The following is a 22905-nucleotide window of genomic DNA, read 5'->3' on the forward strand; positions in this document are numbered from 1 at the left end:
ATTTCATGATGCGCAATTCCCTGCAGGACCAGTTGCTGAAATCCGGTCTGGTCAACGAAAAAAAGCTCAAGGAAGCGAGCCGCGCGAAGAGCAAGCAGACCAGGCAGGCGGGGAAAAACGCCGCGCAGCTCGACGAGGAGCGACGCCTCGCGGAGCAGGCCTTGCGCGACAAGGCCGACAGCGACCGGCAGCTTGCCCGGGAGCGCAATGCCGCCGTGCATCAGCGCGAGCTCGCGGCCCAGGTCGCGCAGCTGGTGCAGCATTACCGGCAGTCACGCGAAGGGGGCGATGTTCCCTACAATTTTTCCGATGCCGGCATCATCAAGAAGTTGCTGGTCACTGCCCGTCTGCGCGAGCAGTTGATTCGCGGCCAGCTGGTGATCGTGCGCTCGGGCAAGCACTACGAACTGGTGCCGGTCACGGCCGGCGAGAGAATCAGGAGTCGTGACCCCGGGGCCATCGTGGTGTGGAACCAGCCGGCGACGGATCAGTCGGGCGAAGACGATCCGTACAAGGACTTTCCGATACCCGATGACCTGATGTGGTGAGGGCGCGGTTTGGCCGCACGATCCCCGGATCGATATGCCGGACGTGTGATAATGCGGCATGAACAGATTTTCCGAACTGATGCTCGTTCCCGAACTGCTGCAGGCAGTCGAGGCGCTCGGCTACACAGAGATGACCGAGATACAGGCAGCTGCGTTACCGCCCATGCTTGCAGCTCACGATGTGCTGGCGCAGGCAAAGACCGGTAGTGGCAAGACAGCGGCATTTGGCCTGGCATTGCTGGCGCGCTTGCAGAGCGAGAACGCGTGTTTGCAAAGCCTGGTGTTGTGTCCGACGCGGGAACTCGCCGATCAGATCAGCAAGGAGATCCGCGCGCTGGTGCGATTCATTCCCAACGTTAAAGTGCTGAGCCTGTGTGGGGGCGTGCCGGTCCGGGTTCAGTTGCCTTCGCTCGCCCACCAGCCGCATATCGTGGTCGGCACGCCCGGGCGCATCCAGGATCTGATCGACAGGCAGGCGCTGAAGCTCGATGCGCTGTGCAACGTGGTAGTCGACGAGGCGGACCGCATGCTCGACATGGGCTTTCTCGATGCGATCGGGCGGATCCTCGAGAAAACCCCGGCAACACGCAGCACCTGGATGTTTTCGGCCACTTACCCGGAAGAAGTGCGGGCGATCAGCCGCCGGTTCCAGAAGGACCCGGTCCCGGTCACGGTCGCGGACCGGCACGATGAATCGGTGATCCGGCAGCAGTTCCACCAGGTCGAGCCCTCGGCCAAGCCGGATGCGGTCATTGCCTTGCTGCTGGCGCACCGGCCGCAGAGTTGCCTGGTTTTCTGCAACACCCGGATCGATACCAGGAACTTGGTGGATGTGCTGTGGAAACGTGGTGTGCCGGCTATCGCGCTGCATGGCGATCTCGAGCAGCGCGAGCGCGAGGAGGCCCTGTTGCAGTTTGCCAACGGCAGTTGCCGCGTCCTGGTGGCGACCGATGTCGCGGCCCGCGGTCTGGATATCAAGGCGCTGCCGATGGTGATTGCCTACGAACTGTCGAACGATGCCGATGTGCACGTGCATCGTGCCGGTCGCACCGGCAGGGCAGGCGAAAGCGGCGCGGCATTCAGCCTGGTGGCGGGGCGCGAGATGGGCCGCATCGCGGCCATCGAGCGTGCACTGGGCAGGCCGATCGAGTGGACGCGGCTGCCGCAGGCGGGCGGATTGCTGCCGCTGCCGGTACCGGCAATGAAAACCCTGTTGATCGAAGCGGGGCGCCAGGACAAGTTGCGTCCGGGCGATATCCTGGGCGCACTGACCGGGGAAGCGGGCCTGCAGGCCTCGCAGATCGGCAAGATCGATGTGTTTCCGACCCGCTCCTATGTCGCGCTGGAGCGCGATTGCCTCGATGCGGCGGCAAGGAAACTGCGGGCCGGAAAGATCAAGGGGCGCAATATCCGGGTGCGAAAACTCTGAGCTGATGCGCGGCGCGCGATCAGGCGACCTCGAACTGCTCGGCACCCATGCTCCGGGTTCGCACCCGGCGCACAGCCCTCATTGCGCGTGGTGCTGAAGAATCTCGATCTGGTAGCCGTCGGGATCCTTGATGAATGCGGCCGTGACCGGCCACTGCTCGAGACGCACCGGTGCCGCGACCGATTCGCTTCCGGCATCGATTGCCCGTTGGTACAGGCCCTGGCAGTCGTCGGTGTTCAGATAGAGTTTCCACAACGCGTTCCCGTGATCGATCGGTCCGCTATGGTCGTGGTGCCATGCGAGCTGGATCCGGTTGCCGCTGGCGCCTGCGAGCACCACCTCGCTGACATTCGGAATTTCTATGCGGTGCGTGATTTCCAGTCCGAGCACCTGCTTGTAGAACTCGACCGAGCGTTCGAGGTTGCTGACGTTGATGCAGAACTGATCCAGGCTGTTTTTCATTCATCGCTCCCTGTTCGATGACGTGCGCGCAATCGTATACCGGATCGGGGGGCATCGGATTACCGGCGCTGCCGATGCGCCTTCCCGTTCCCGCGGCGCTGTGCTCCTCGTCGCTATCGCAGCTGGCTGTCCTTGCTGCCGCGGCGGTTGTAGCCGGTGTTGTCCATCTGTGTCCTGTCGTGCGCGGATTGACAGGCGACGCACAAGCGAACACCCGGAATGGCTTTGCGGCGCGCTTCGGGAATCGCGCTGGCGCATTCCTCGCAGCAACTCAGGCTCTCACCGCTGGGAAGACGGCTGCGCGCGCGCTTCACCGCGTCTTCCACGCTGGCATCGATCTGGTCCTGTACCGCACCGTCCTTTGCCCACCCGCCGGCCATCCCAACTCCCTTGATCAGCGATTGCATCGCATCCAATTCGGTCAAGTCACCGATTTTACGCCGCGGGGACAGAAAGTAATCAAGTTTGCTCCCGATGTCCGGTGTTCGCAGTCGTGATAAAGTGCTTTTGCGTTGTGGCAGCACAACGCAAAAGCAACCATTCATCACGCTTCTGCCGGAGGTATCTGGTCATGAACAGTTCGCAAGTCTGCAAGGGCAAGTGTTTCTGCGGGGCGGTCGAAATAGAAGTGTCGGGGTCGCCCGAGGCGATGGGATATTGCCATTGCGAATCCTGTCGTCACTGGTCCGCGGGCCCGGTCAATGCGTTTTCCCTGTGGAAACCGGATTCGGTGCGCGTCACCAGGGGGTTGGACAATATCGGCACCTACGCCAGGACCGACCGGAGTCATCGCAAGTGGTGCAAGAGTTGCGGCGGTCACCTGATGACCGATCATCCGCAAATGGGCCTGGTCGATGTATATGCGGCCTTGCTGCCGCAGCTGGAGTTTCAGCCTGCGTTGCATGTGTTCTATTCGGAGTCGGTGCTCGCCATAAAGGACGGCTTGCCGAAAATGCATGACATGCCCGCCGAGATGGGCGGGTCGGGCGACATGCTACCCGAGTAGTGCGCAGCCGTTCATCGGTACTTTGAACGAGGCAGGGATATTGCGGTGAGCGAAGCGAATCGTACGGCGGAAGGGTGCAGTGCAGGGGCATTCCCGCGCATCGTGTGCAAGTTCGGCGGCTCGAGCCTGGCCGGCGCCGAACAGTTCCACAAGGTGCGAGCGATCATCGAGGCCGATCAGCGGCGTCGGATCATCGTGCCGTCCGCTCCGGGCAAGCGCGATACCGGGGATGCCAAGATCACCGATCTGCTGTACCTCTGCCATCATGCGGCGAGCGTCGGTACCGATTTCTCCGCGCCCTTCGCGCAGATCGTCGCGCGTTTTTGCGGCATCGAACGCGAGCTTGGTGTCGCTGCGGGTATCGAGCCGCGCCTCGAGGCGTTTCGCGCGGAGCTGGCAAGTGGGGTGAGTGCCGATTACGCGGCGTCGCGTGGCGAGTATTGCTGTGCGCTGTTGCTTGCGGCCTGGCTCGGCGCGGAGTTTGTCGAGCCTGCCGAGTGCGTGGTGATCGAATCGAATGGTGTGGTCGATCCGCAGACCTGGGACCTGCTCGGCGCGCGCTTGGCCGCCACCGACAGGCTGTACGTCATGCCCGGCTTCTATGGACGCGATGCGCAGGGGCGGGTGCGCACGTTCACCCGCGGCGGCTCGGATGTGAGCGGTGCGATCGCCGCGCGCGCGACGGGCGCGATGCTCTACGAAAACTGGACCGATGTCTCTGGCCTGCTGATGGCGGACCCGCGCATCGTGGACAAGCCGCGGCCGATGGCGGAAGTCACCTACGCCGAAATCCGCGAGTTGTCCTACATGGGCGCCAGCGTGCTGCATGACGAGGCCATGGCGCCGGTGCGCGAGGTGGGCATCCCGGTCAATATCCGCAACACCAACGATCCATCCGATCCCGGTACGCGCATCGTTGCCAAGCTATCGCCCGAGACGGTGCTGAATACCCAGATCGCCGGTATCGCGGGCAAGACCAGCTTCGCGATGATCACGATCGCCAAGCACCTGATGAACCGCGAGGTGGGTTTTGTCTATCGGCTGCTCGGCGTGCTCGAACACAACGGCATTCCGTTCGAGCATTGCCCGTCGAGCATCGACAGCGTCAGCGTGGTGGTGGAGGCGATGCAGCTCGAGGGTCGCGTCGAACAGGTGCTGGAGGAAATCCGCCGCACGCTGCAACCCGACGAGATCGAATACGTGCCGCAGATCGCGCTGATCGCGGTGGTCGGCGAGGAGATGGCGCATAGTGTGGGTATCGCCGCGAAGATTTTTTCCGCGCTTGCGGCGGCGGGCGTGAACATGCGCCTGATCAACCAGGGCGCATCCGAGCTGAACATCATCGTGGGTGTGGCGCCCGAGGATTACCCGGGCGCGGTGCGAGCGATCTACGCGGCCTTCGTGTCGCAGGACGAGTGATCATGGAATTCAAGGATTACTACAGGATACTCGGCGTGGAGCCCGGTGCCGACGAGGCGGCCATCAAGACGGCCTATCGTCGCCTCGCTCGCAAGTATCACCCGGATGTCAGCGACCATGCGGATGCCGAGGCCCAGTTCAAGGAAGTGGCCGAGGCGTACCAGGTGCTCAAGGATGCCGCCAAGCGGGCTGATTACGATCAACTGCGTGCACACCGCGAGCAGCATCGTGAAGACTCGTTCGAGCCACCGCCCGGTTGGCGACCCTCGAGCGGTTTTGCCTATACCGAGGCCGGGCCGCAGGCCGGGTTCTCGGATTTCTTCGAGGCCATATTCGGGGCTGCCCGGGCCCAGGCTTCGGCGGATCGTGAACAGCAGCGGCGTGGGCAGGACCTGGAAATGGAATTGCCGGTGTTTCTCGAGGATCTGGTCGGCAATGCGCCGCAACATCTCGCATTCAAGGTGCCCTGTTTCGATGCCCAGGGGCATCGGCTTGCGGATGCGGAGAAATCCCTCAAGGTGAACTTGCCGCCGGGTATCGGCGATGGCGAGCTGATCCGGCTCAAGGGACAGGGAGGGCGCGGCATCGGCAACGGGGCCGAGGGGGATCTGTTCGTGCGCGTGCGCCTGGTGCCGCACCCGCTGTTCGATGTCGAGCGTCACAACCTGCTCGTTACGGTCCCGGTGGCGCCCTGGGAAGCGGCGCTCGGTGCGAAGGTGGAAGTCCCCACCCTCAGCGGCAGCATAAAGCTCAAGATCCCGGCCAACAGCCAGAGCGGCACGAAGTTGCGAATCAAGGGCAACGGGCTGCCCGGCAAGACCGGCCCGGGTGATCTGTATGCGATTTTGAAGGTGGTGATGCCAGCGACCATGAATGACGAACAAAAAGCGTTGTGGCAGGCGCTGGCGGAGCGCGCCGCTTTCGATCCGCGCTCGCAGTGGAGGAAATAGCCATGGCTACGCATGCTGAAATCATGATCTGCACCGACGAATTGTGTCAGCGCATTTCGGTCACAGTTACGGATATGCGGGAAATCGTGGCACACGGCATCATCGAGCCGGTCAACGCCGATCCCGATGACTGGCAATTCACGCCAGAGACCGCAACCCTCGCTGCCCGCGCCGTGCGTTTGCACCGCGACCTGCAGATCGATTGGCCGGGAGTGGCGCTGGCGCTGGAATTGCTCGACGAACTGCAGCAGCTGAAGCGGGAGAACCGCCGGCTGTTGCGGCGGCTCGAGCGTTTCGGGTAGAGGCGAGCGCGTTGTACGGAGACAGGCGCTGTTAGCGGGCGCGCGCTTCGGGCTCCCAGGGCAAGGCCGAGTTCCCGCTCCCACCAATCGTGGCCGTAATTGGCGACGTACAGCGTGGCGCTTGCCCCGGTGATCGGCCCAGCCACTTGCAATCGCATCGTCGACGGCTGCCATCACCGGAGAGCATTGATGGTTGACGCATGGTTTGCAGCGCCGGCCGCAATATGAATCCGGCCCCGGGATGCGGCGCGCGGTGATAGCATTCCCGGCATGCACCTCGAACGAATCCTTCACAAGCACGGTTTCGGCACTCGCAAGGAATGCCGCGGACTGGTGCGCCACGAACGCGTCGTCATCGGTGGCAGGGTTTGCGAGGATCCCCGGGTCGATATCGACACCGACGCCCTGGTATTCACGGTGGACGGTATTGAGTGGCACTATGCCGAGAGTGCCACGCTGGTGCTGAACAAGCCGGCCGGCTACGAATGCTCGCGCCAGCCCCAACACCACCCGAGCGTTCTCGAACTGCTCCCGCGACCCCTGCGCGATCGCGGCGTACAGCCGATCGGGCGGCTCGACCAGGATACGACCGGCTTGCTGCTGCTGAGCGATGACGGCCAGCTCAACCATGCGCTGTCCTCGGGCAAGCGCAAGGTGGCAAAAACCTACCTGGTCACGACCAGGCACCCGGTCGACCAGGATCAGCTCGGGCAATTGCTTGCAGGCGTCTCGCTCCACGGCGAGCCGCAGTCGATCGCTGCCGCGGCCTGCGAGATAGCCGGGGAATGCCGCTTGCGGCTGACCGTGACCGAAGGCAAGTACCATCAGGTCAAGCGGATGGTGGCGGCGGTTGGCAATCGGGTCGAGGCATTGCATCGCGAAGCCATTGGCAATTTTGTCCTGCCGCCGGACCTCGAACCCGGGCAGTGGCGCTGGCTTGGCGCCGGCGAACGGGCACGACTCGGAGTATCCGCATGAGTTCGAGTGCAGCGGGCGACTGCCGGGTGTTCGTCTAGCGCGCGGAACCGTTCTGGGTACCAGCGGCTGGCGCCTGTGGCCGCCGGCGAGCCGTCTTTTTCTTCTTCTTTTTCTTTTTTCTCTCGACCGGTTTGCTGCTGGCGCCTTTCGCGTCCCGTGCTTTGGGCGGTCGCTTGCCGGGGCCGGTGGCAGGTACCCGGTGCCGCGGTTCGAAGCCTTGGATCTCGCGACGCGGCAGCACCTTGCCTGTCAGCGTCTCGATCGCGGCGAGCAATGGCGCCTCGTCGGCGCATACCAGCGAGATTGCCTCGCCGCTGCGGCCGGCGCGCGCGGTGCGGCCGATGCGGTGGATATAGCCCTCGGGTCCGGGCGGCAGATCGAGGTTCACCACCAATGGCAGGGCGCTGATGTCGAGCCCGCGGGCGGCCACGTCGGTGGCCACCAGCACCCGTATCTCACCGGCGTTGAAACGTCGCAGGGCCGCAAGCCGCGCGGATTGGGGGATGTCGCCGTGGATGGCGTCGCTGCTCACCTCGGAAAACTTCAAGCTGGTGACCAGCTCGTTGACCCGTTTGCGGGTCCGGGCGAACACCAGCACCCGCGGCCAGCGCCGCTGTCGCAGCAGGTGACAGAACAGTTCCAGCTTGCGCTGCTTGTCGACCGGGATGAGCCACTGCTTTACCTCCGCCACAGTGGAGTTACGCGGGCTGGCATCGATCTCGCGGGGGTTGTGCAGCAAGCGGGTGGCCAGTTCGCGGATGGCCTCGGAGAAGGTGGCGGAGAACAGCAGGGTCTGGCGGCGTCTCGGCAGCAGTGCCAGGATCTGGTTCAGTTCCCGGCTGAAACCGAGATCCAGCATGCGATCGGCCTCGTCCAGCACCAGCACCTGCAGTTGGCCCAGCTTGAGCGCGTTTTTGGCGTGCAGGTCGAGCAGTCGCCCGGGCGTGGCGACCAGTATGTCGGCACCCCGGCGCAAGGCCATCATCTGCGGATTGAGGCTGACCCCACCATAGGCGACGGTGATGCGCAGTGGCAGGTGTCGACCATAGTCGCGCAGCTTGTCGCGGACCTGCTGGGCCAGTTCGCGCGTGGGCGTGAGCACCAGGGCGCGCACGCAGTTGGCGGCGGGCGGTGTGCCGTCACTGAGTCGCTGCAGCAGCGGCAGCGCAAAGCTGGCGGTCTTGCCGGTGCCGGTCTGCGCGGCGGCGATCAGATCACGTCCAGCCAAGACCAGCGGAATGGCCTGCGCCTGTATCGGCGTGGGTGCCTGGTGGTCCAGCTCGACCAAGGCTCGCAGCAGAGGGTCGATCAGTCCGAGGTCCGGGAAATTCATGTCTGCTGCGTCCGCCCTGAGCTGAGGCTGGTCTCGGGAATGCTTGCCCTCAGTTGACGCTGTAGCCGCCGTCGACGATCAGGCTGTGGCCGGTGACGAAATTCGAGGCTGCGGAAGCGAGAAAGACCGCTGCGCCCCCGCACTCTTCCGGCTCGCCGAAACGCCTGGCCGGGGTGCGCTCGAGGATCTGCTGATAAACCTCGCCCATTTCCTTGACCACTGCGGTCATGTCGGTCGCGATCCAGCCCGGAATGATGGCATTGACCTGGATGCCGTGCGCTGCCCAGGCGATGGCCAGTGACTTGGTGAGCTGGATGACCGCGCCCTTGCTGGCCGCGTAACTCACCGCGAACGGACTGCCGAAGATCGAATACTCGGAACCGATATTGATGATCTTGCCGCCGCCACGGGCGCACAGACGAGGGTAGGCTGCGCGGGAGAAGCGAAACACGCTGTCGAGATTGGTCCCTATCACCTGGGACCAGGCTTCGTCGGTGGTGGCTTCCGGCGGCTCCAGTCCGGCGATTCCGGCGTTGTTGACCAGGATATCGAGGCCGCCGAATGCCTTTTCGGTAGCGGCGATGGTGGCATCGACGTCACCGGGATTATTAACATCGCAATTCACGGTAATACACCTGCCGCCGAGATGCTCAATCTCGGTACGGACCGTTTCGTTCTTTTGCTGGTTGCGCCCGGCGATGCAGACCGCGGCTCCCGCCTCGGCGAGCGCCAGCGCGATGCCCCGACCGATTCCCCCGTTGCCTCCGGTGACGATGGCTGCTTTTCCGGAAAGATCGAAGTGATGCATGACGAGTACCTTGCGTGGGCTGAATTCCGGGAGCCAGCGTAGCCAGCGGTTCGGCACTTGGCAACCAGGCGCAAAGCGCTCGTGAGCCCGCGACCCCGGCCTGTCGGAACAATTGACATCCACACGTTCACGTCTTTCCTGAAAATCGATTATCTTATTGATCTTAAAAGAAATTATAGGTATGGCACGGATTTAGCAAGTTGCTTGGTGCGGAAGTGATGGCGCCGCGAGCTTCGAAGTGCCATGACAGCATTGATGTACCTGAAACTGGAGTAATGAAATGGGTGTTCGCAGGGGCGAATTCAATATCGGTCACCACGTCGGCTCTCCGAGCAGCAATCGCATCCAGGAGGTCGACGGGAAGTGGTTCTACGCGACCCGCGAAGGCTCGGTCGAAGGACCGTTCGGCAACCGCGAAGCAGCGCAACAGAGCCTCGAGGGCTATATCCAGTTCGCTTCCTGCAAGCTGGTCGACCAGGAGTCACTGCGTCGCATCAACAGCCTGAGCCTGGCCGAAATCTGACGCTGCCCCTCGTGATTCAGCGGAGTTGCGCCTGCGCCGGCAGTCGCAACGTTCCCTTCCAATAATCGATTCAACAATCTCGTCCGCAGACTCATCCTACCCGACAAAGGTGACTGCACGCCTGCGATGGAAAAATCCGCGCAGCGCGGGTGGAGCCGCGTCAATTTGGAGCCGCAAAAAAAAGCCGCCTTGCACCGGGTGCAGGCGGCTCGATATTTCAGGCGGGCCTCAGAAAGCGAAACCTACGCCCGCCATCGGTCCCGCGAACGAGAAGTCGAGCTTGACACTGTTCTCTTCGTACTCGTAATTCACGGAACGGTAACCAAAACGGAACTCGAGGTTGCAGCAATTGTTCGTATAGACGAACTCGGGCGCCATTTCCCAGACCAGATCCGAATCGCCGCCGCCTACCGACAGCGTGGGGCTGAATGCCCAGTTCTTGCCCAGCGCGAGGCGCGGGCGCAGCATCACTATCCCGTCGGTCAGGTCGGAGTCGCCGTTGATGCTGAAGCCGTTGGCACTTGCCTCGGCATCCAGCTTCGCGTAGCGCACCCCGACCATCAAGTCCACGTGTGAGCCTTCGCCGGTACCGAAACGGTAGCCGGTTGCCGCGGTGAGCAGCGTGGTGTCGGTTTCCATCTTGACCCGGTTACCCGTCATGGTCACGAGGCCGGTGTCGTTATTGTCGACCTTCATGTAATCGAGGGCCGCGAAGTTCACCCAGTGGCCCGCATTGTGCTCGAGCATCAGGGAACCATTGAATTCCAGGTTGTCGGTGATGTCACCGATATCGTTGTTGAAGTCGACCTGGTCAGTGGTCGAACCCCGGTTGTCCTCGATGCTGCCGTCGATACCCACGGCCCAGTAGTAGGGGGTCAGACGCAGGCAGCACTTGGAGTCATCGGCGGCTGCCGGCATGGCGGCCTGCAGGCTCAGGCAGCCGATTGCGGCTGCGAGGTAGATGCGATTGGACATTGCTTGATACCCTCTTGATTGAAAAACTGCTTGAACACGCTGGAACGAGCAGATGGCTCCAGAACCACATTATGGTCGTCAAGCTGCTGATTGGCACGGAGGAGCGCCGTGAAAATGTCACTGAAATCCGGGGCGCGGATGTCCTGGATGCTACTTGGGAAGGGTGTTTTCGCCGCACCATTGAAGCCTGCCAGATCAGCTTCATGTCCCTGTCCTGATGGATTGGTCGCCCGAAGCGGGGTAGCCGCTCCGGGCGTGCGATGGGATCGCCCAGGGTGCCTGAAGGGGCCGCTTCCTGGTCTGCGCACGCCACTTCCGGATTGGCGGCGCGACACCGGTTTGCCCATCCGCCGCCACCGAGAGGCTATCATTCATGGAGATTTCCTTTTCGGGGTTTGAATAACCGGTGGTGTATTTCGATATGGTGTCCCGCGTGCCGGGCGTCCGGCGTGGGCGGGAACGGCGATCGATTGCCGGCTGGCCTGGCATTTAGAGCCGGGCTGGCTGCAAATGATGTCGTTCATCGATGGCGAACAGGGTTCACCTCACGGTGCGCGACGCCTGGCGCTGATCGGCTTCGATGGCATGGACGCCACCCTGGTTCGGCAATGGGCCGCCTCCGGCCATCTTCCCGAATTTGCCCGCCTGCTCGATTCCAGCGGCTGGTGCCAGTTCGATATTGCACCGGAATACTCCAGCGGCATGGTCTGGCCGACCATCAATACCGGACTGCCGCCGGCGGTGCACAATGCGAATTTCGGCTCCAGGCTGGTCGAGGGAAGCTACAGTCTGCGCCCGCGCAAGCAGGGAGATATCCGCGGAGCGCCATTCTGGCGCGAACTCGCCGCGCAGGGACGCCGGCTGCTGATCATGGATGTCCCGTTCTGCCGCGTCGATCCGAATTACCGCGGGTTGCAACTCGCCGGCTGGGGCGGGCACGAGTGGAGCGCGCGCCGCGAATCCTGGCCCACGGGTCTGCTGGCGGAAATCGACCGGGAGTTTGGTCCTTACCCGATCGCCCAGACCATCGACGATGCCTGGGAGAAGGGAGGGGCGGGCGAGTTGATCGGCGGGCTGCTCGAGGGCATCGAACGGCGCACGAAGATAATCGAGCGTCTGAGCGGAACGCATGACTGGGAATTCCTCTACACGGTATTCCATGAAGCGCACTCCGCCGGACACTGCCTGTGGCATCTCGGCGACCCGCATCATCCCCGGTTCAGCGCCGAGGAGTCGGCCGCACACGGCAACGGCCTGCTCAGGATCTACCAGGCGCTCGATACGGCTCTCGGGTGCCTGCTTCGAGGGCCGGCCAGGGACGTGCCTCTCGCCGTGATGCTGTCACACGGCATGGGGCCCAACTACAACGGCAACCACCTTCTTCCCGGGTTCCTCGCACGCTTCGATCGGCATTACTTCGGTGCGTCGCGCGCGCAAATGCCGGTGAATCGGCTCAACTGGCTGTGGGAGTCGACCATCGCGAAACTGCCACCGCGGATTCGTTACCATGCGCGACTGCGCTTGCCGATGTATCTGCGTCAATGGCTGAGCAGCAAGCGCCGCCAGAACACGCAGCAGTGGCGCTCATCGGCGGCCTTTGCGCTTCCCGGGCTCGATGGCTTTTCCGCGCTGCGGGTCAACCTGCGTGGCCGCGAGCCACAGGGCATGGTCGCGCCGGGCACTGAGTACGACGATTATCTGGCCAGCTTGTGTACCGAGATCCACACCTGGACCACCGGCGTTGGCGGTCACAAGGCCGTCGCGAGCGTCCACCGCGCGGCCCACGGCTCGGCAGCGCTGGCGCTGGGACCGGCACCCGATCTGATGATCTGGTGGAGCAAGGAAGGGCCGATAGAGGTGCTCGATTCACCCGCGCTCGGGACCGTGAGCGGGGCGAGCGCCGAGACGCGTAGTGGCGAGCATGTGATGCATTCGCTGCTGTTGTTGCGCAGCCCGGGTATCGCAAAGGGGGCGTGCCTGCTGCCGCGCATCGATCTCGTGGATGTCGCGCCAACCCTGCTCGAGCTTGCCGGAGCCGGCACCGGGGGTTGCGGTCCTGGACGCAGCCGCCTCGCCGAGTTTGCCTGGGCGGACAACGGTCTGGCATGCAATGTGCCTTCCGAAGCCCCGTAGGCGGAATTCTGGCGCAACAGTGGCGGGATTCGTCAATTCGGACAATCAATAACGGAGATGGCTTCGATGCAGATCGACTACACGGGCATATTCCGCGATCCTCGTGGGCGCAAGGAGAGGCGCGAGAACCTCGAACTGGCCGGCGCTACCTGGTTTCTCAACCAGCGCGACCCGGTACAGCGGCGCCGCGGCTGCACCCAACCGAGCGGGCCATGGTGGCTGATGCGCAATTACGTCAAATGCGAATTCGAGATAGGCCGCCCGGTGCAGACCCAGTGCCAGTAATCACCGGAAACTGAACTCGAAAAACAGGCGGGAGCAACCGCGAACCACGCGGTGGATTCCGCACCCCCACGCTCGGTGTCGGCTCAATCCAGCGTCAGAACGTAATCCCGGCGTACCAGCGCCCGGGCGAGGCGGATACGCATGGCCTCGGCGCCACCGACGCGCTCCACCAACGCATCGAAGTACTCGCGTGCCGGGCCTTGCAGTTCCCGGGCTGCGCTGGCGGCACGCTCGAAGTGCCACAGTCCTTGTGGCATACAGCCGCGCTCCACCATTACGCCGCGCCACGGGTAGCGCACCTTGCCGAGCGCCGCATGCACGGCCCGCTGGCCGTCGCCGGCGGCAATGTGCCCGGAAGGCAGATCCTTGTTGGCGTCCAGCCAGGCATTGGTGAAGCGCGCTTCGGCCAGCAGCTGCACGCCCCAGTCCGCGAACAACAGCCGCAGTACCGGTTCCAGCGTCGGCGCGATGGTGTCGTCGGGGAACCACTGCGCGGCGAGGTCCGGATACTCGCCGTCGACGATGCAACCGAGATTCATGCGTTCGGTCCAGCGATACACATTGGGGGCGCGGTTCTTCATCAGCGCGGAGGGAACCGGGTCCCTGGAGAGGTGCGCGAAAAGTGGCGCCATGAAACCGAAATCGGCGATCGAGGGATGTCCGCCCAGCAGGTAGGGCCAGTGCTGGAAGTGAACGTCGAGGGCGTCGAGCAATTCCTCGTAGGCGGCCTCGAACGCCGCTAACGTGTCCGGGGATATGCCGAGGCCAGGCAGGAAATCGTTGAAATAATCCATCAGCTTGGCACCGGCCGCAAGACGCGCCGCACGGTCCGGTCCGTGGTGCACGGCGCGCCCGAATTCCGCCTGCAGGAAATGCTCCTGTCGGGCACGATAGCTCCAGCGGTAATGCATCGCCGCAGGCAGCAGCCCCTGGGTGCCGAAGGCGTCGAGCAGCTGCGCGACTGCGTGCAGCACCGGGGTGCCCGGTATCATCGACCGATCCGGGAAGCGCCGCTCCAGCTCGTCGATGATCACCGTGCTGTCCTGGTACAGCGCGCCGTCGGCGGTTTCGACAACCGGCACCACGACGTGCCGGATGGCCGTCACGATCTCCGCCTGAAAGCGCGGGCGATGCGGCATCGATTCGGTGAAGTGCAGACCTTTCTTGATCAGGTAGGAGCGCACCTTGCCGGTGTACAGCGAATGGGGCGTCCCCCACAGGATCAAGGGCTCGTTCAAGACGGTGGAGCGGTCGGTTGTCATCCGTTTTCCTCGGTGATGCCGGGCAGCGTGATCGCGCGCGCAATCGAAAGATTTGCAAGATCGTGCTGGTCCATTCTCAGGCCTCCGCGTTCAGTGTGGTTGATCGATACCCGTCGCCGGGGTCGGTTCACCCCAAACCGTACCTGCACCTGCCGCGGCTCGTGCCGCCGGTTTCGAGTGCAACTCTAACCTGCGGCGATACGTTTGCAAGCAACAGCCCGCTGCCGTCACCGAGCCACGCTGCAGCTCGATGTGGTGGCCACGATCGGGAACATGCCGAAGTCAGCGCGGGTGGGTATCCGGGGTGCGGCGATTTCGGGTACTTTGCGCAGCTTGCAGCAATTCGAGCGCAGCGCGCTCGAGTATCCGAAAAGGTTGTCCCATGAGCAATGTCCCTGCCGCGTCAGCGCAACCGGAACCCGGTCGCCTCCGGCGCCCGGTCGGGCCCGATGTCTCCGGCTGGAGGCGCTGGCTGCCGGGCCTGCAGATGCTCGCGCGCTACGAGCGCGCATGGCTGGCGCGTGACCTGGTGGCGGGATTGGTGCTGACCACGATGCTGGTGCCGGTCGGAATCGCTTATGCCGTGGCATCGGGCGTGCCGGGAATCTACGGACTGTACGCCACCATCGTGCCGCTGCTCGCCTACGCGCTGTTCGGCCCCAGTCGCATCCTGGTGCTGGGGCCGGATTCGGCGCTGGCAGCCGTGATCCTCGCTGTTTTGCTGCCACTTGCGGCAGGCGACGCGATGCGGGCGGTCGCGTTGGCCGGCATGATGGCGCTGGTGTCGGGCCTGGTGTGCGTGGCCGCGGGACTGGCGCGCCTCGGTTTCATCACCGAGCTGCTGTCGAAGCCCATCCGCTACGGCTACATGAACGGCATTGCGCTCACGGTGCTGATCAGCCAGTTGCCGAAGCTGTTCGGGACCTCGATTGACAGCGTCGGGCCGTTGCTCGACCTGTGGCATACCGGGGAAGCGGTGCTGAATGGTGCGGCCAACTGGACGACGTTCGCCATCGGTGCCGGCACGCTGGCGGTGATCTTCGTGCTCAAGCCGTGGCCGCGCATCCCGGGCATGCTGCTCGCCGTGGTGGCGGCAACGGTCGCGGTTGGCCTGTTCGACCTCGGGGATGTACCAGGCGTAAAAGTGCTCGGCGCGCTTCCGCAGGGTCTGCCCTCGTTTGCGCTGCCGTTGATCGGGCTGGCCGATCTCGGCGCCGTGGTGATCGGCGGCTGTGCGGTGGCGCTGGTGTCATTCGCCGACACCAGTGTGCTGTCGCGCACCTACGCGGCGAGGACGGGCAGCTATGTCGATCCCAACCAGGAGATGATCGGCCTGGGCGCCGCCAACCTGGCGGCCGGGTTGTTCCAGGGCTTCCCCGTCAGCAGCAGTTCCTCGCGCACTCCGGTGGCCGAGGCGGCGGGCGCGAAGACGCAACTCACCGGCGTGGTCGGTGCGGTGGCCGTGGCCCTGCTGCTGGTGTTCGCGCCCGATCTTCTGCGCAACCTGCCTACCAGCGCGCTGGCGGCCGTGGTGATCGCCTCCGCCATCGGGCTGTTCGAGTTCGCCGACCTGCGGCGCATCTTCCGTATCCAGCGCTGGGAGTTCTGGCTGTCCATCGGCTGTTTCGTCGGCGTGGCCGTGCTCGGCGCGATTCCCGGCATCGGAATGGCTGTCGTCGCCGCGGTCATCGAGTTCCTCTGGGATGGCTGGCGCCCGCATTCCGCCGTGCTGGGCCGGGTGGATGGTGTCCGCGGCTTCCACGACATCAAGCGCTATCCCGCGGCGCGCCTGGTGCCGGGCATGGTTCTGTTTCGCTGGGATGCGCCGCTCTTCTTCGCCAACGCCGAACTGTTTCAGGAGAGCGTGCTGCGGGCCGTGGCCGACTCGCCGACGCCGGTGCGTCGCGTCATCGTCGCGGCCGAGCCGGTCACCAGCGTGGACGTGACCTCGGCCGACATTCTCACCGAGCTCGAGCGCACCTTGCGTGAATCCGGCATCGAGCTGCACTTCGCCGAAATGAAGGATCCGGTCAAGGACAAGCTGAAGCGCTTCGAGTTGCTGGAGCATTTCGGCCCGGAGGTCTTCCATCCGACCGTGGGTGCCGCGGTCGACGATTACCTCGCGGACCATGCCGTGGACTGGCAGAAGTGAATGTGATCTCGAGCGCTGATGCGCCGGGCGGTGCGCCCGGCGATGCTGCCGCGGTGCTCGCCTTCGTGGAGCGCTCGCCCGCAGCGGTCGCGCGGCACGATCGCGCTGCCTGGATAGCGCTGTTTGCCGCGGATTGTGTCATCGAGGATCCGGTCGGGTCGCGGCCACACATTGCCGGCGACCGGCGCGTGATCGAACGTTTTTACGACACCTTCATCGAACCCAATATCATCGAGTTCCGGCACGGGCGCGACTATGTGGCGGGCCTGCAGGTGCTGCGTGACCTGTCGCTCGAGATACGCATGGCGCCCCGCGTGGTGATCCGGGTACCGATGTATCTGGTCTACGAACTGTGCCGGGAAGGTGGTGAACTGCGCATCCGCCGGCTCGCCGCGCACTGGGAGCTGCGCCCCATGCTGATGCAATTGCTGCGCTGCGGCATCCGCGGCTTGCCGCCGGCGCTGGCCCTCGGCTGGCGCATGATCAGGCTGCAGGGACCCGGCGGCACGCTCGGTTTCATGCGTGCCTGGCGCAGCGTCGGCACGGCGGGCAAAAGCGCAGTGATCGCCGCGCTGACACGCGAGGATCCGCCGCTGCATCCCGTTGCCGACGCCAAGGTCATCGCGGCCGGCAACCACGTGACGCTGCGCATCGGTGGCACCGGGGTGGAGGGTGTTTTCCAGGCAACGAAACAGGGCGCCTCACTGACGGAGCGACACTGCTGGACGCGAGTCGCATAGACCGGCTCGCCTACGCCGCTTCTTCCCCGGTTTCCGCAACGGTCTCCACAGCCGGCAGTTTGCTTTCCAGTTCCTGCACCTTGCGTTGCAGATCGGCATTTTCCGCCTTGGCCCTGGCCTGGGATTTTTGCAGCAGCTCGTTTGCAGCGGTCAGCTCGGCCTGTTTCTTCTTGTTCGCATCCAGGTTCTTCTTCATCCGCACGGGGTCGTACTGCGTCAGCACCTTGAGCTGCTCGCGCGCCTCGCCCAGATCCTTTTGCAGGGCCTTGGTGCGCTTCTTCAGGGTGCTCGCTTCCTCCTGCAGATTCTCGCTGCGGTTGCTCAGTTCGCGGTTGAGTTGCTCGGTGTGCTGGTTGGCCGTGGCCTTGCCGGACAGTTCTGCAATGGTCTCTAGCTGTCGGTCGATTGTCGCCTGCATCTGCTGGCGCAGCGCGGCGAGTTCCTGCTGGCAACGCGCCAGGTCGGCGTTTCTGGCCTCGAGTTTCTCCTGAAACTCACCGCGGACTTTGTCTTCGACTTCCAGATATTGTTCAAGTTTTCTGGCTGTAAGCATGATGTTTGTACTTGTACTCCATGGGTTGGGCGGTCGGTATAACCGCAACTGTGTGATTGCTGTCGTGAACTGGCGGGCCCACCAGGACTTGAGCCTGGGACCTGCCGTTCACGAGTCGCTCGAAAATGACCGGCTCGGACTCGAAAGCCGGCGAATTGTAACGGGTTTTTCCGGCAGGATCGCCCCCAAACACCGAAATCCGATCGAATACCGAACTCTCCGGCGGCCGCAGGCCCGTAATGCCCGCTCGAAATCCGAAAAATCGCATCGGCGAGTCTTGCGTCTCCCAGCAAGTCATGCCATTGCCCGGCTCAAGCGGGAGCTGATCTCCAAGGGCGAAGCCACTGAACTGTTCGGGCAGTTGCGGGGCGAGGGGCTGGCATCGAGCATCGCCACCATCGAGCAGGGCTTCGGCGACGAGTTGTTCTATCCCAACGTTGCCAGCCGGGCGGCGCATCTGCTGTATTTCATCATCAAGAATCACCCGCTGGCCGACGGCAACAAGCGCACCGGCTGTGGTATCTGCGTCTGAACCAGTACCTGCTGGCCCGGCCGGTGGAGCGCCTGATCAACGACAACACGCTGGTGGCGCTGGCGCTGTTGGTGGCCGAGAGCAAGCCGGAACAGAAGGAATTGATGGTGAAGCTGGTCGAACACTTCGTGCTGTTGAAAAAGGCCGATGCGGCATGACGCGACACCATCAGCCCCCTGCACTGTCACGCCCGCGATCATCAACCAGGTGGCACGCTTCGCCGTCATCCTCGACGGCAAGCGAGTCATTGCGCGGAGCTTTCATTCAAACCGAAATCCGAGCGCAAACCGAATCTGGGCGGTCTCGGCCGGCCCTCACAAGGCGAACGCGCCCGCAAGCACTCCGCGCAAGGCCGTATACATCGCCCATAGAAGAAACAGCGGAATGAGCAATGTCTGGAGCACGAACACGACCATGAGATGAATGATGTGGTCGGTGGCCTTGCTGGCCTGCTCCTTCAATTGTTCGATGTAGTTGCGGGGGTCGAGCTTTGATGCGATCGCGGTGACGTCATTGACGTTATCCCGTATGGTGCGAATCATGCTATCCAAAAAGCCGGGTTGCGGCTGTTCCCGAGTTGCTTGTGCCTCCGCCGGCGCAGGGGTGGGCGGTGCAGGCACTGTTTCGGGCTGCGTGGTAGTCTCTCCGGCAGCTTGCTCTCGAAAATCCATGGTGGTCTTGTTCATCGCATCGGTTGAACCTTCGAGAACAACGCTGCTCTGCTCGTACTCCGGTGCAAGAAACCGCTGGTAGATGCCGTCAGTTGCCAAGGTCACAACGGGAATCGCGAAGCGGACCATCAGCATCAGAATCAACGTGACATCGAGCCAGCGATAACGCTGCTTCGCCATCAGGTAGCAAGCAGTCCACGCAGCAACAACGCCCGTCAACAGCCACTTGACCAGCGCATCCTGGCCGATCATCAACAGCACCTTCTGGATACCGAACGCTACGGACGCGAGCAGCATCAGGTTCGAGAACGATTCCACCAGGTCATTCACGGGGTCCAGAACCTCACCGACGCTGAAGGTGATATGGGCGCCGAAGCCGGCAGAGAACTCTGTACCTTGAGCGAGAGATATCGCTGCATTCAACGCCCGAGCACCAGCGAAACTCACCAGCGCCCGTTTCATGCCGGCGTCGACCTGGCTCATTGCGGGAGCATCAAAGCTGGTAGTCCATGTGGCGAGCGTGACCAAAAGCAGGAGCACGGTTGCCAGGATGCGTTTGCCGAGAGTTGCTCGCATGGGATTGCTCCGATGGAAGTATCGTTGTTTGAGGGCTCGACTGCTGCTGGCTTGCGAAGCAGGTCCGTCGGCGCATTTAAGCACCCACAGCCCGCTTCATCTATAGATCGGCAGCGCACACGCCGGAACCCCCCGGCCCTCATCGAAACATCAAAAAAGCCGGCGTTTCGCTACTCAAAGGAAGGGGCGTCGCGGTCTAAAGGTTTGGTGATCAGTCTTGCCATGCTTCCGTGGTCGGCAGAAAATTCGTCTTACAGTTGGTCTTGCAGAGGCGGTTTCGCCATGTCCATCGCCACCATCACGCTTTCCAGCAAGGGGCAGGTCGTGATTCCGAAGGAGATCCGGGACGAATTGCATTGGGAAGCCGGCACCGAGTTGACGCTGGTGTCGAGTGCGTCCGGCGTCACACTCAAGGCCACGCCGAAGAAGACTGGCCGCATCCTCGCCGATCTGATCGGCATGCTCGAGCACGACGGCCCGCCGGTCTCCACCGAGGAACTGAGCAAACCGGTGGAACTCAGCGATGAGGAATGCTCGGAATATCGGAATTGATTGCCTTCGATACCAATCTGCTGGTGCGTGCGCTGGTTGCCGATAACGATGATCAAGTGGCCGGGCTTTCGCACCGTGCCTGGCTTGCCCGTGCCGCATCGCACGCCGGTCCGGGGTCTGTTCAACGTGGGAGACGCAAGCTGTCCGCGCGGCTTTGCCGGCTCGATGGGAGCAGCGCACTGTGCGATGCTGGTGCGGGACGACCTGCGCAAAGCGGTGTGAGGTGCCGGTAGTGGCCCTTCCCCTCAGTCGCGAATACCCGCCTGGTCGAGAATGAAGGCATGGATTTCGGCGATGTCGGCGTACTGCTGATACCGCCCCGACTTGCCACCGTGACCCGCTGCCATGCTCGTGCGCAAGAGCAACGGCCGGGAGTCCGTCTTCAGCGCGCGCAGCCTGGCCACCCACTTGGCGGGCTCGTAGTACTGCACCTGGCTGTCCCGGAGGCTGGCAGTGACCAGCATGGCCGGGTAGTCCTGGCGCGACACGTTGTCATAGGGCGAGTAGGCGAGGATGCAGTCGTAGTAGGCCTTCTGCGCGGGGTTGCCCCATTCGTCGAACTCGTTCGTCGTCAGCGGGATGCTCGTGTCGAGCATCGTCGTGACGGCGTCCACGAACGGCACCTCGGCAATGATCCCCCGGTAGTCCCGTGGCGCCTGATTTGCAATAGCGCCCATGAGCAGACCGCCGGCACTCACGCCGTTGGCGAAGACCCGTTTCGGATCGGCATAGCGCTCCTTTACCAGGAATCGCGTGACGTCGACGAAATCGCTGAAGGTGTTCTGCTTGTTCAGCAGCTTGCCGTCCTCGTACCACCCACGCCCGAGCTCCTGCCCGCCGCGAACGTGCGCAATCGCGAACACGAAGCCGCGATCGAGCAGCGACAGGGCCTCGAGCTGAAACCACGGGTCCGTCGACGATCCGTAGGAACCATAGGCGTATTGCAGCAGTGGTGCCGTGCCGTCGCGTTTCACGCCCCGCCGATAGACCAGTGAAACGGGAACCTTCGTGCCATCGCGCGCCGTGGCCCAGAGAAATTCCGTCGCATACTCTGCCGGATCGAATTTGCCCAGCACCGCTTCGCGCTTGAGCAAGGTTCGCTCACCCGTGCGCGCATTGAAGTCGAACGTCGACGGCGGCGTGGCGAGGGACTCATAGGTGTAGCGCACGAGGTCCGTGTCGACCTCGTGGTTGGCGCCCAATGAAAACGTATAGGTCGGATCGTCTGCCGCAATGAACGAGTCCTTCCCGCCCGACCACGGCCGGATGCGGATCTTGCCAAGGCCGCCCGAACGTTCGCCTACGGCCACGAAGTGCTTGAACACCGCAAAGTCGCCGACGAACGCGTCGTCGCGATGCGGGAGCAATTCCTGCCACTTCGCGCGATCACTTTCGTTGCCGTCCTTCGCCTCCATCAGCCGGAAGTTCCGGGCGTTCCAGTTGGTGCGAATGATCCAGCGCCCGTCGAGGTGATCGGCCCGGTACTCGTGGTCCCGTTCGCGCGGCAGGAACAGCTGGAATGGTTGCCCGGCGCTCGCCGCGTCGGCGATGCGCATCTCCGACGCCACGGTGCTTTCGGCGTAAATGACGATGTAGCGGCGGTCGGAGGTCTTGTAGACATAGGTGTAGAAGCTGGGGTCGTCCTGCTCGTACACGACGGGATCTGACTTGGGGTCCGTTCCCAGGTCGTGCCTGCGCACCTCGAGACCGAGGAGCGTCACCGGGTCCTTTTCGATGTAGAACACGGCGCGACTGTCCGCCGTCCAAGCCAGCTCCGGCTCGACGTTGTCGATGCGATCGGCGAGGAGTCTGCCATCGACGAGACTCTTGAACCGGAGGGTGTGCTGCCGTCGGCCGGTGGTGTCCTCGGTGTACGCCAGCAACCTGTTGTCGGGTGCGACCTCCCGGCTGGCCACGTGATAGAACTCCTTGCCCACGGCCAGCTTCGGCACGTCGAGCAGGACTTGTTCAGGTGCCGCCAGGGACTGCTCGCGTCGCGCATAGACGGGGTATTCCTGGCCGGTCTCGAACCGGCTGTAGTACCACCAGCCGTTGTCCCGATACGGGACACTCGAATCGTCTTGCTTGATGCGCCCGATGATCTCGTCGTAGATCCTGGCCTTCAACGGTGCGATGTGTGCCAGCATCGCATCCGCGTAGGCGTTCTCTGCGTTCAGGTAGGCGAGCACGTCCGGGTTCTTGCGTGAGTCGTCACGCAACCAGTAGTAGTTGTCGACGCGACTGCCATTGGCGGAATCGACGGCGTGCGGCTTGACCATGGCGATCGGCGGTGCGGCGACTCCGCGCGCCGACAGGCTACCGTCGGCCGCAGCGATACCCTGGGTGCAGAGGAACGACGCGGCGAACAGCGCGCCGATCGCACGTTGATGCAGTCGCAACCAGAAATCACTCATGTCGACCCCCGCTCAATGAATGGCTGGGCCACCTGGCCCGCGCTTGTGACTACGGCAACTACGGACGCGGATTATAAAAGGCCTGCTCGCAATGCATCACTCCGCTCCCGGACAAAACCGGCAGCATTACGCAAGTTGCAATCGGTAACACCCATGAACGTCCTATTCTTTCACTGTATCAGTCAGTTACATACGGTCCGTCGTGGAATCTCCGGACAGTAGTGAGCATCCGAATCATTTCCGTCAGGCGGGCGCGGTGGGTCAATGCCGATTTTCCGGAGTGGATGATCGCTTCGTTGGAT

At 63.3% G+C, this 22905-nt stretch carries 24 protein-coding genes and 1 pseudogene; 16 read left to right on the forward strand and 9 right to left on the reverse strand.

All coding sequences use genetic code 11. The annotated features are described in order from the left end of the window. The first annotated feature begins 5 nt into the window (after positions 1-5). Positions 6-548, forward strand: coding sequence for a DUF2058 domain-containing protein (locus tag IPF49_12265; GenBank protein ID MBK6288385.1), 543 nt, complete (start codon positions 6-8; stop codon positions 546-548). Between the two features lie 58 nt (positions 549-606). Further along, complete coding sequence (gene dbpA, locus IPF49_12270) at positions 607-1977, forward strand: ATP-dependent RNA helicase DbpA (GenBank protein ID MBK6288386.1); 1371 nt, start codon at positions 607-609, stop codon at positions 1975-1977. 78 nt (positions 1978-2055) lie between these two features. Here dbpA and IPF49_12275 read toward each other — a convergent pair whose 3' ends face one another. Both IPF49_12275 and IPF49_12280 read right to left on the reverse strand, forming a co-directional pair. Further along, positions 2056-2439: a VOC family protein gene (locus tag IPF49_12275; GenBank protein MBK6288387.1), complete on the reverse strand. Its 384-nt coding sequence runs from the start codon at positions 2437-2439 to the stop codon at positions 2056-2058. Positions 2440-2552: 113 nt separating this feature from the next. Then, positions 2553-2819 (reverse strand): DksA/TraR family C4-type zinc finger protein, encoded by a 267-nt coding sequence (locus tag IPF49_12280; GenBank protein ID MBK6288388.1) that lies wholly within the window; start codon positions 2817-2819, stop codon positions 2553-2555. A 191-nt stretch (positions 2820-3010) separates the two neighbouring features. Between IPF49_12280 and IPF49_12285 the strand changes: the two genes are divergently transcribed. The 5 genes from IPF49_12285 (at position 3011) to IPF49_12305 (ending at position 7094) form a co-directional block, all read left to right on the forward strand. After that, positions 3011-3445: a GFA family protein gene (locus tag IPF49_12285; protein MBK6288389.1), complete on the forward strand. Its 435-nt coding sequence runs from the start codon at positions 3011-3013 to the stop codon at positions 3443-3445. 99 nt (positions 3446-3544) lie between these two features. Further along, positions 3545-4864, forward strand: a complete 1320-nt coding sequence (locus IPF49_12290; protein ID MBK6288390.1) for an aspartate kinase — start codon at positions 3545-3547, stop codon at positions 4862-4864. A 2-nt stretch (positions 4865-4866) separates the two neighbouring features. After that, positions 4867-5814 (forward strand): DnaJ domain-containing protein, encoded by a 948-nt coding sequence (locus IPF49_12295; GenBank protein ID MBK6288391.1) that lies wholly within the window; start codon positions 4867-4869, stop codon positions 5812-5814. 2 nt (positions 5815-5816) lie between these two features. Continuing rightward, positions 5817-6116 carry a chaperone modulatory protein CbpM gene (locus tag IPF49_12300; GenBank protein ID MBK6288392.1) on the forward strand — a complete coding sequence of 100 codons (300 nt, stop codon included), beginning with the start codon at positions 5817-5819 and terminating at the stop codon, positions 6114-6116. A 270-nt stretch (positions 6117-6386) separates the two neighbouring features. Beyond that, on the forward strand, positions 6387-7094 hold the full coding sequence (locus tag IPF49_12305; protein ID MBK6288393.1) for a pseudouridine synthase: 708 nt from the start codon (positions 6387-6389) through the stop codon (positions 7092-7094). A gap of 34 nt (positions 7095-7128) precedes the next feature. Here IPF49_12305 and IPF49_12310 read toward each other — a convergent pair whose 3' ends face one another. Continuing rightward, positions 7129-8427, reverse strand: a complete 1299-nt coding sequence (locus IPF49_12310) for a DEAD/DEAH box helicase (protein MBK6288394.1) — start codon at positions 8425-8427, stop codon at positions 7129-7131. A 49-nt stretch (positions 8428-8476) separates the two neighbouring features. Then, the gene (locus IPF49_12315) at positions 8477-9235 is read right to left on the reverse strand and encodes an SDR family oxidoreductase (protein MBK6288395.1); all 759 of its coding nucleotides are present in this window, start codon (positions 9233-9235) and stop codon (positions 8477-8479) included. A 280-nt stretch (positions 9236-9515) separates the two neighbouring features. Here IPF49_12315 and IPF49_12320 point away from each other — a divergent pair, with 280 nt between their 5' ends. Continuing rightward, complete coding sequence (locus tag IPF49_12320; GenBank protein MBK6288396.1) at positions 9516-9758, forward strand: hypothetical protein; 243 nt, start codon at positions 9516-9518, stop codon at positions 9756-9758. A gap of 228 nt (positions 9759-9986) precedes the next feature. Here IPF49_12320 and IPF49_12325 read toward each other — a convergent pair whose 3' ends face one another. Beyond that, positions 9987-10733 carry a hypothetical protein gene (locus IPF49_12325; GenBank protein MBK6288397.1) on the reverse strand — a complete coding sequence of 249 codons (747 nt, stop codon included), beginning with the start codon at positions 10731-10733 and terminating at the stop codon, positions 9987-9989. A gap of 14 nt (positions 10734-10747) precedes the next feature. On the opposite strand from IPF49_12325, the gene IPF49_12330 reads away from it, so the two are divergent. The 3 genes from IPF49_12330 (at position 10748) to IPF49_12340 (ending at position 13151) form a co-directional block, all read left to right on the forward strand. Then, on the forward strand, positions 10748-10951 hold the full coding sequence (locus IPF49_12330; GenBank protein ID MBK6288398.1) for a hypothetical protein: 204 nt from the start codon (positions 10748-10750) through the stop codon (positions 10949-10951). Between the two features lie 292 nt (positions 10952-11243). Beyond that, a complete protein-coding gene (locus IPF49_12335) occupies positions 11244-12866 on the forward strand; it encodes an alkaline phosphatase family protein (GenBank protein MBK6288399.1) in 1623 nt (540 codons plus the stop codon). A gap of 66 nt (positions 12867-12932) precedes the next feature. Beyond that, positions 12933-13151: a hypothetical protein gene (locus IPF49_12340; protein ID MBK6288400.1), complete on the forward strand. Its 219-nt coding sequence runs from the start codon at positions 12933-12935 to the stop codon at positions 13149-13151. A gap of 83 nt (positions 13152-13234) precedes the next feature. Here IPF49_12340 and IPF49_12345 read toward each other — a convergent pair whose 3' ends face one another. Next, positions 13235-14413 carry a glutathione S-transferase gene (locus IPF49_12345; GenBank protein ID MBK6288401.1) on the reverse strand — a complete coding sequence of 393 codons (1179 nt, stop codon included), beginning with the start codon at positions 14411-14413 and terminating at the stop codon, positions 13235-13237. Between the two features lie 382 nt (positions 14414-14795). Between IPF49_12345 and sulP the strand changes: the two genes are divergently transcribed. Together sulP and IPF49_12355 are read left to right on the forward strand one after the other, a co-directional pair. Continuing rightward, on the forward strand, positions 14796-16565 hold the full coding sequence (gene sulP, locus IPF49_12350) for a sulfate permease (protein MBK6288402.1): 1770 nt from the start codon (positions 14796-14798) through the stop codon (positions 16563-16565). Beyond that, complete coding sequence (locus tag IPF49_12355; GenBank protein MBK6288403.1) at positions 16562-17305, forward strand: nuclear transport factor 2 family protein; 744 nt, start codon at positions 16562-16564, stop codon at positions 17303-17305. Before sulP ends, IPF49_12355 begins: the two co-directional genes overlap by 4 nt. Before the next feature lie 10 nt (positions 17306-17315). On the opposite strand, the gene IPF49_12360 is transcribed toward IPF49_12355, so the two are convergent. Further along, on the reverse strand, positions 17316-17858 hold the full coding sequence (locus IPF49_12360) for a hypothetical protein (protein MBK6288404.1): 543 nt from the start codon (positions 17856-17858) through the stop codon (positions 17316-17318). Between the two features lie 298 nt (positions 17859-18156). Between IPF49_12360 and IPF49_12365 the strand changes: the two are divergent. Beyond that, positions 18157-18548, forward strand: a pseudogene (locus IPF49_12365) (Fic family protein). A gap of 156 nt (positions 18549-18704) precedes the next feature. Here IPF49_12365 and IPF49_12370 read toward each other — a convergent pair. Beyond that, positions 18705-19637, reverse strand: a complete 933-nt coding sequence (locus IPF49_12370) for a hypothetical protein (GenBank protein ID MBK6288405.1) — start codon at positions 19635-19637, stop codon at positions 18705-18707. A gap of 282 nt (positions 19638-19919) precedes the next feature. Between IPF49_12370 and IPF49_12375 the strand changes: the two genes are divergently transcribed. Together IPF49_12375 and IPF49_12380 are read left to right on the forward strand one after the other, a co-directional pair. Next, positions 19920-20189 carry an AbrB/MazE/SpoVT family DNA-binding domain-containing protein gene (locus tag IPF49_12375; GenBank protein ID MBK6288406.1) on the forward strand — a complete coding sequence of 90 codons (270 nt, stop codon included), beginning with the start codon at positions 19920-19922 and terminating at the stop codon, positions 20187-20189. Between the two features lie 48 nt (positions 20190-20237). Beyond that, the gene (locus IPF49_12380; GenBank protein ID MBK6288407.1) at positions 20238-20411 is read left to right on the forward strand and encodes a hypothetical protein; all 174 of its coding nucleotides are present in this window, start codon (positions 20238-20240) and stop codon (positions 20409-20411) included. A gap of 23 nt (positions 20412-20434) precedes the next feature. Here IPF49_12380 and IPF49_12385 read toward each other — a convergent pair whose 3' ends face one another. After that, entirely contained in the window at positions 20435-22603 is a 2169-nt protein-coding gene (locus IPF49_12385; GenBank protein ID MBK6288408.1) for a S9 family peptidase, read from the reverse strand. Positions 22604-22905: the final 302 nt, after the last annotated feature.

It is taken from the genome of Gammaproteobacteria bacterium, from assembly GCA_016705365.1.
Classification (GTDB): domain Bacteria; phylum Pseudomonadota; class Gammaproteobacteria; order Pseudomonadales; family UBA5518; genus UBA5518.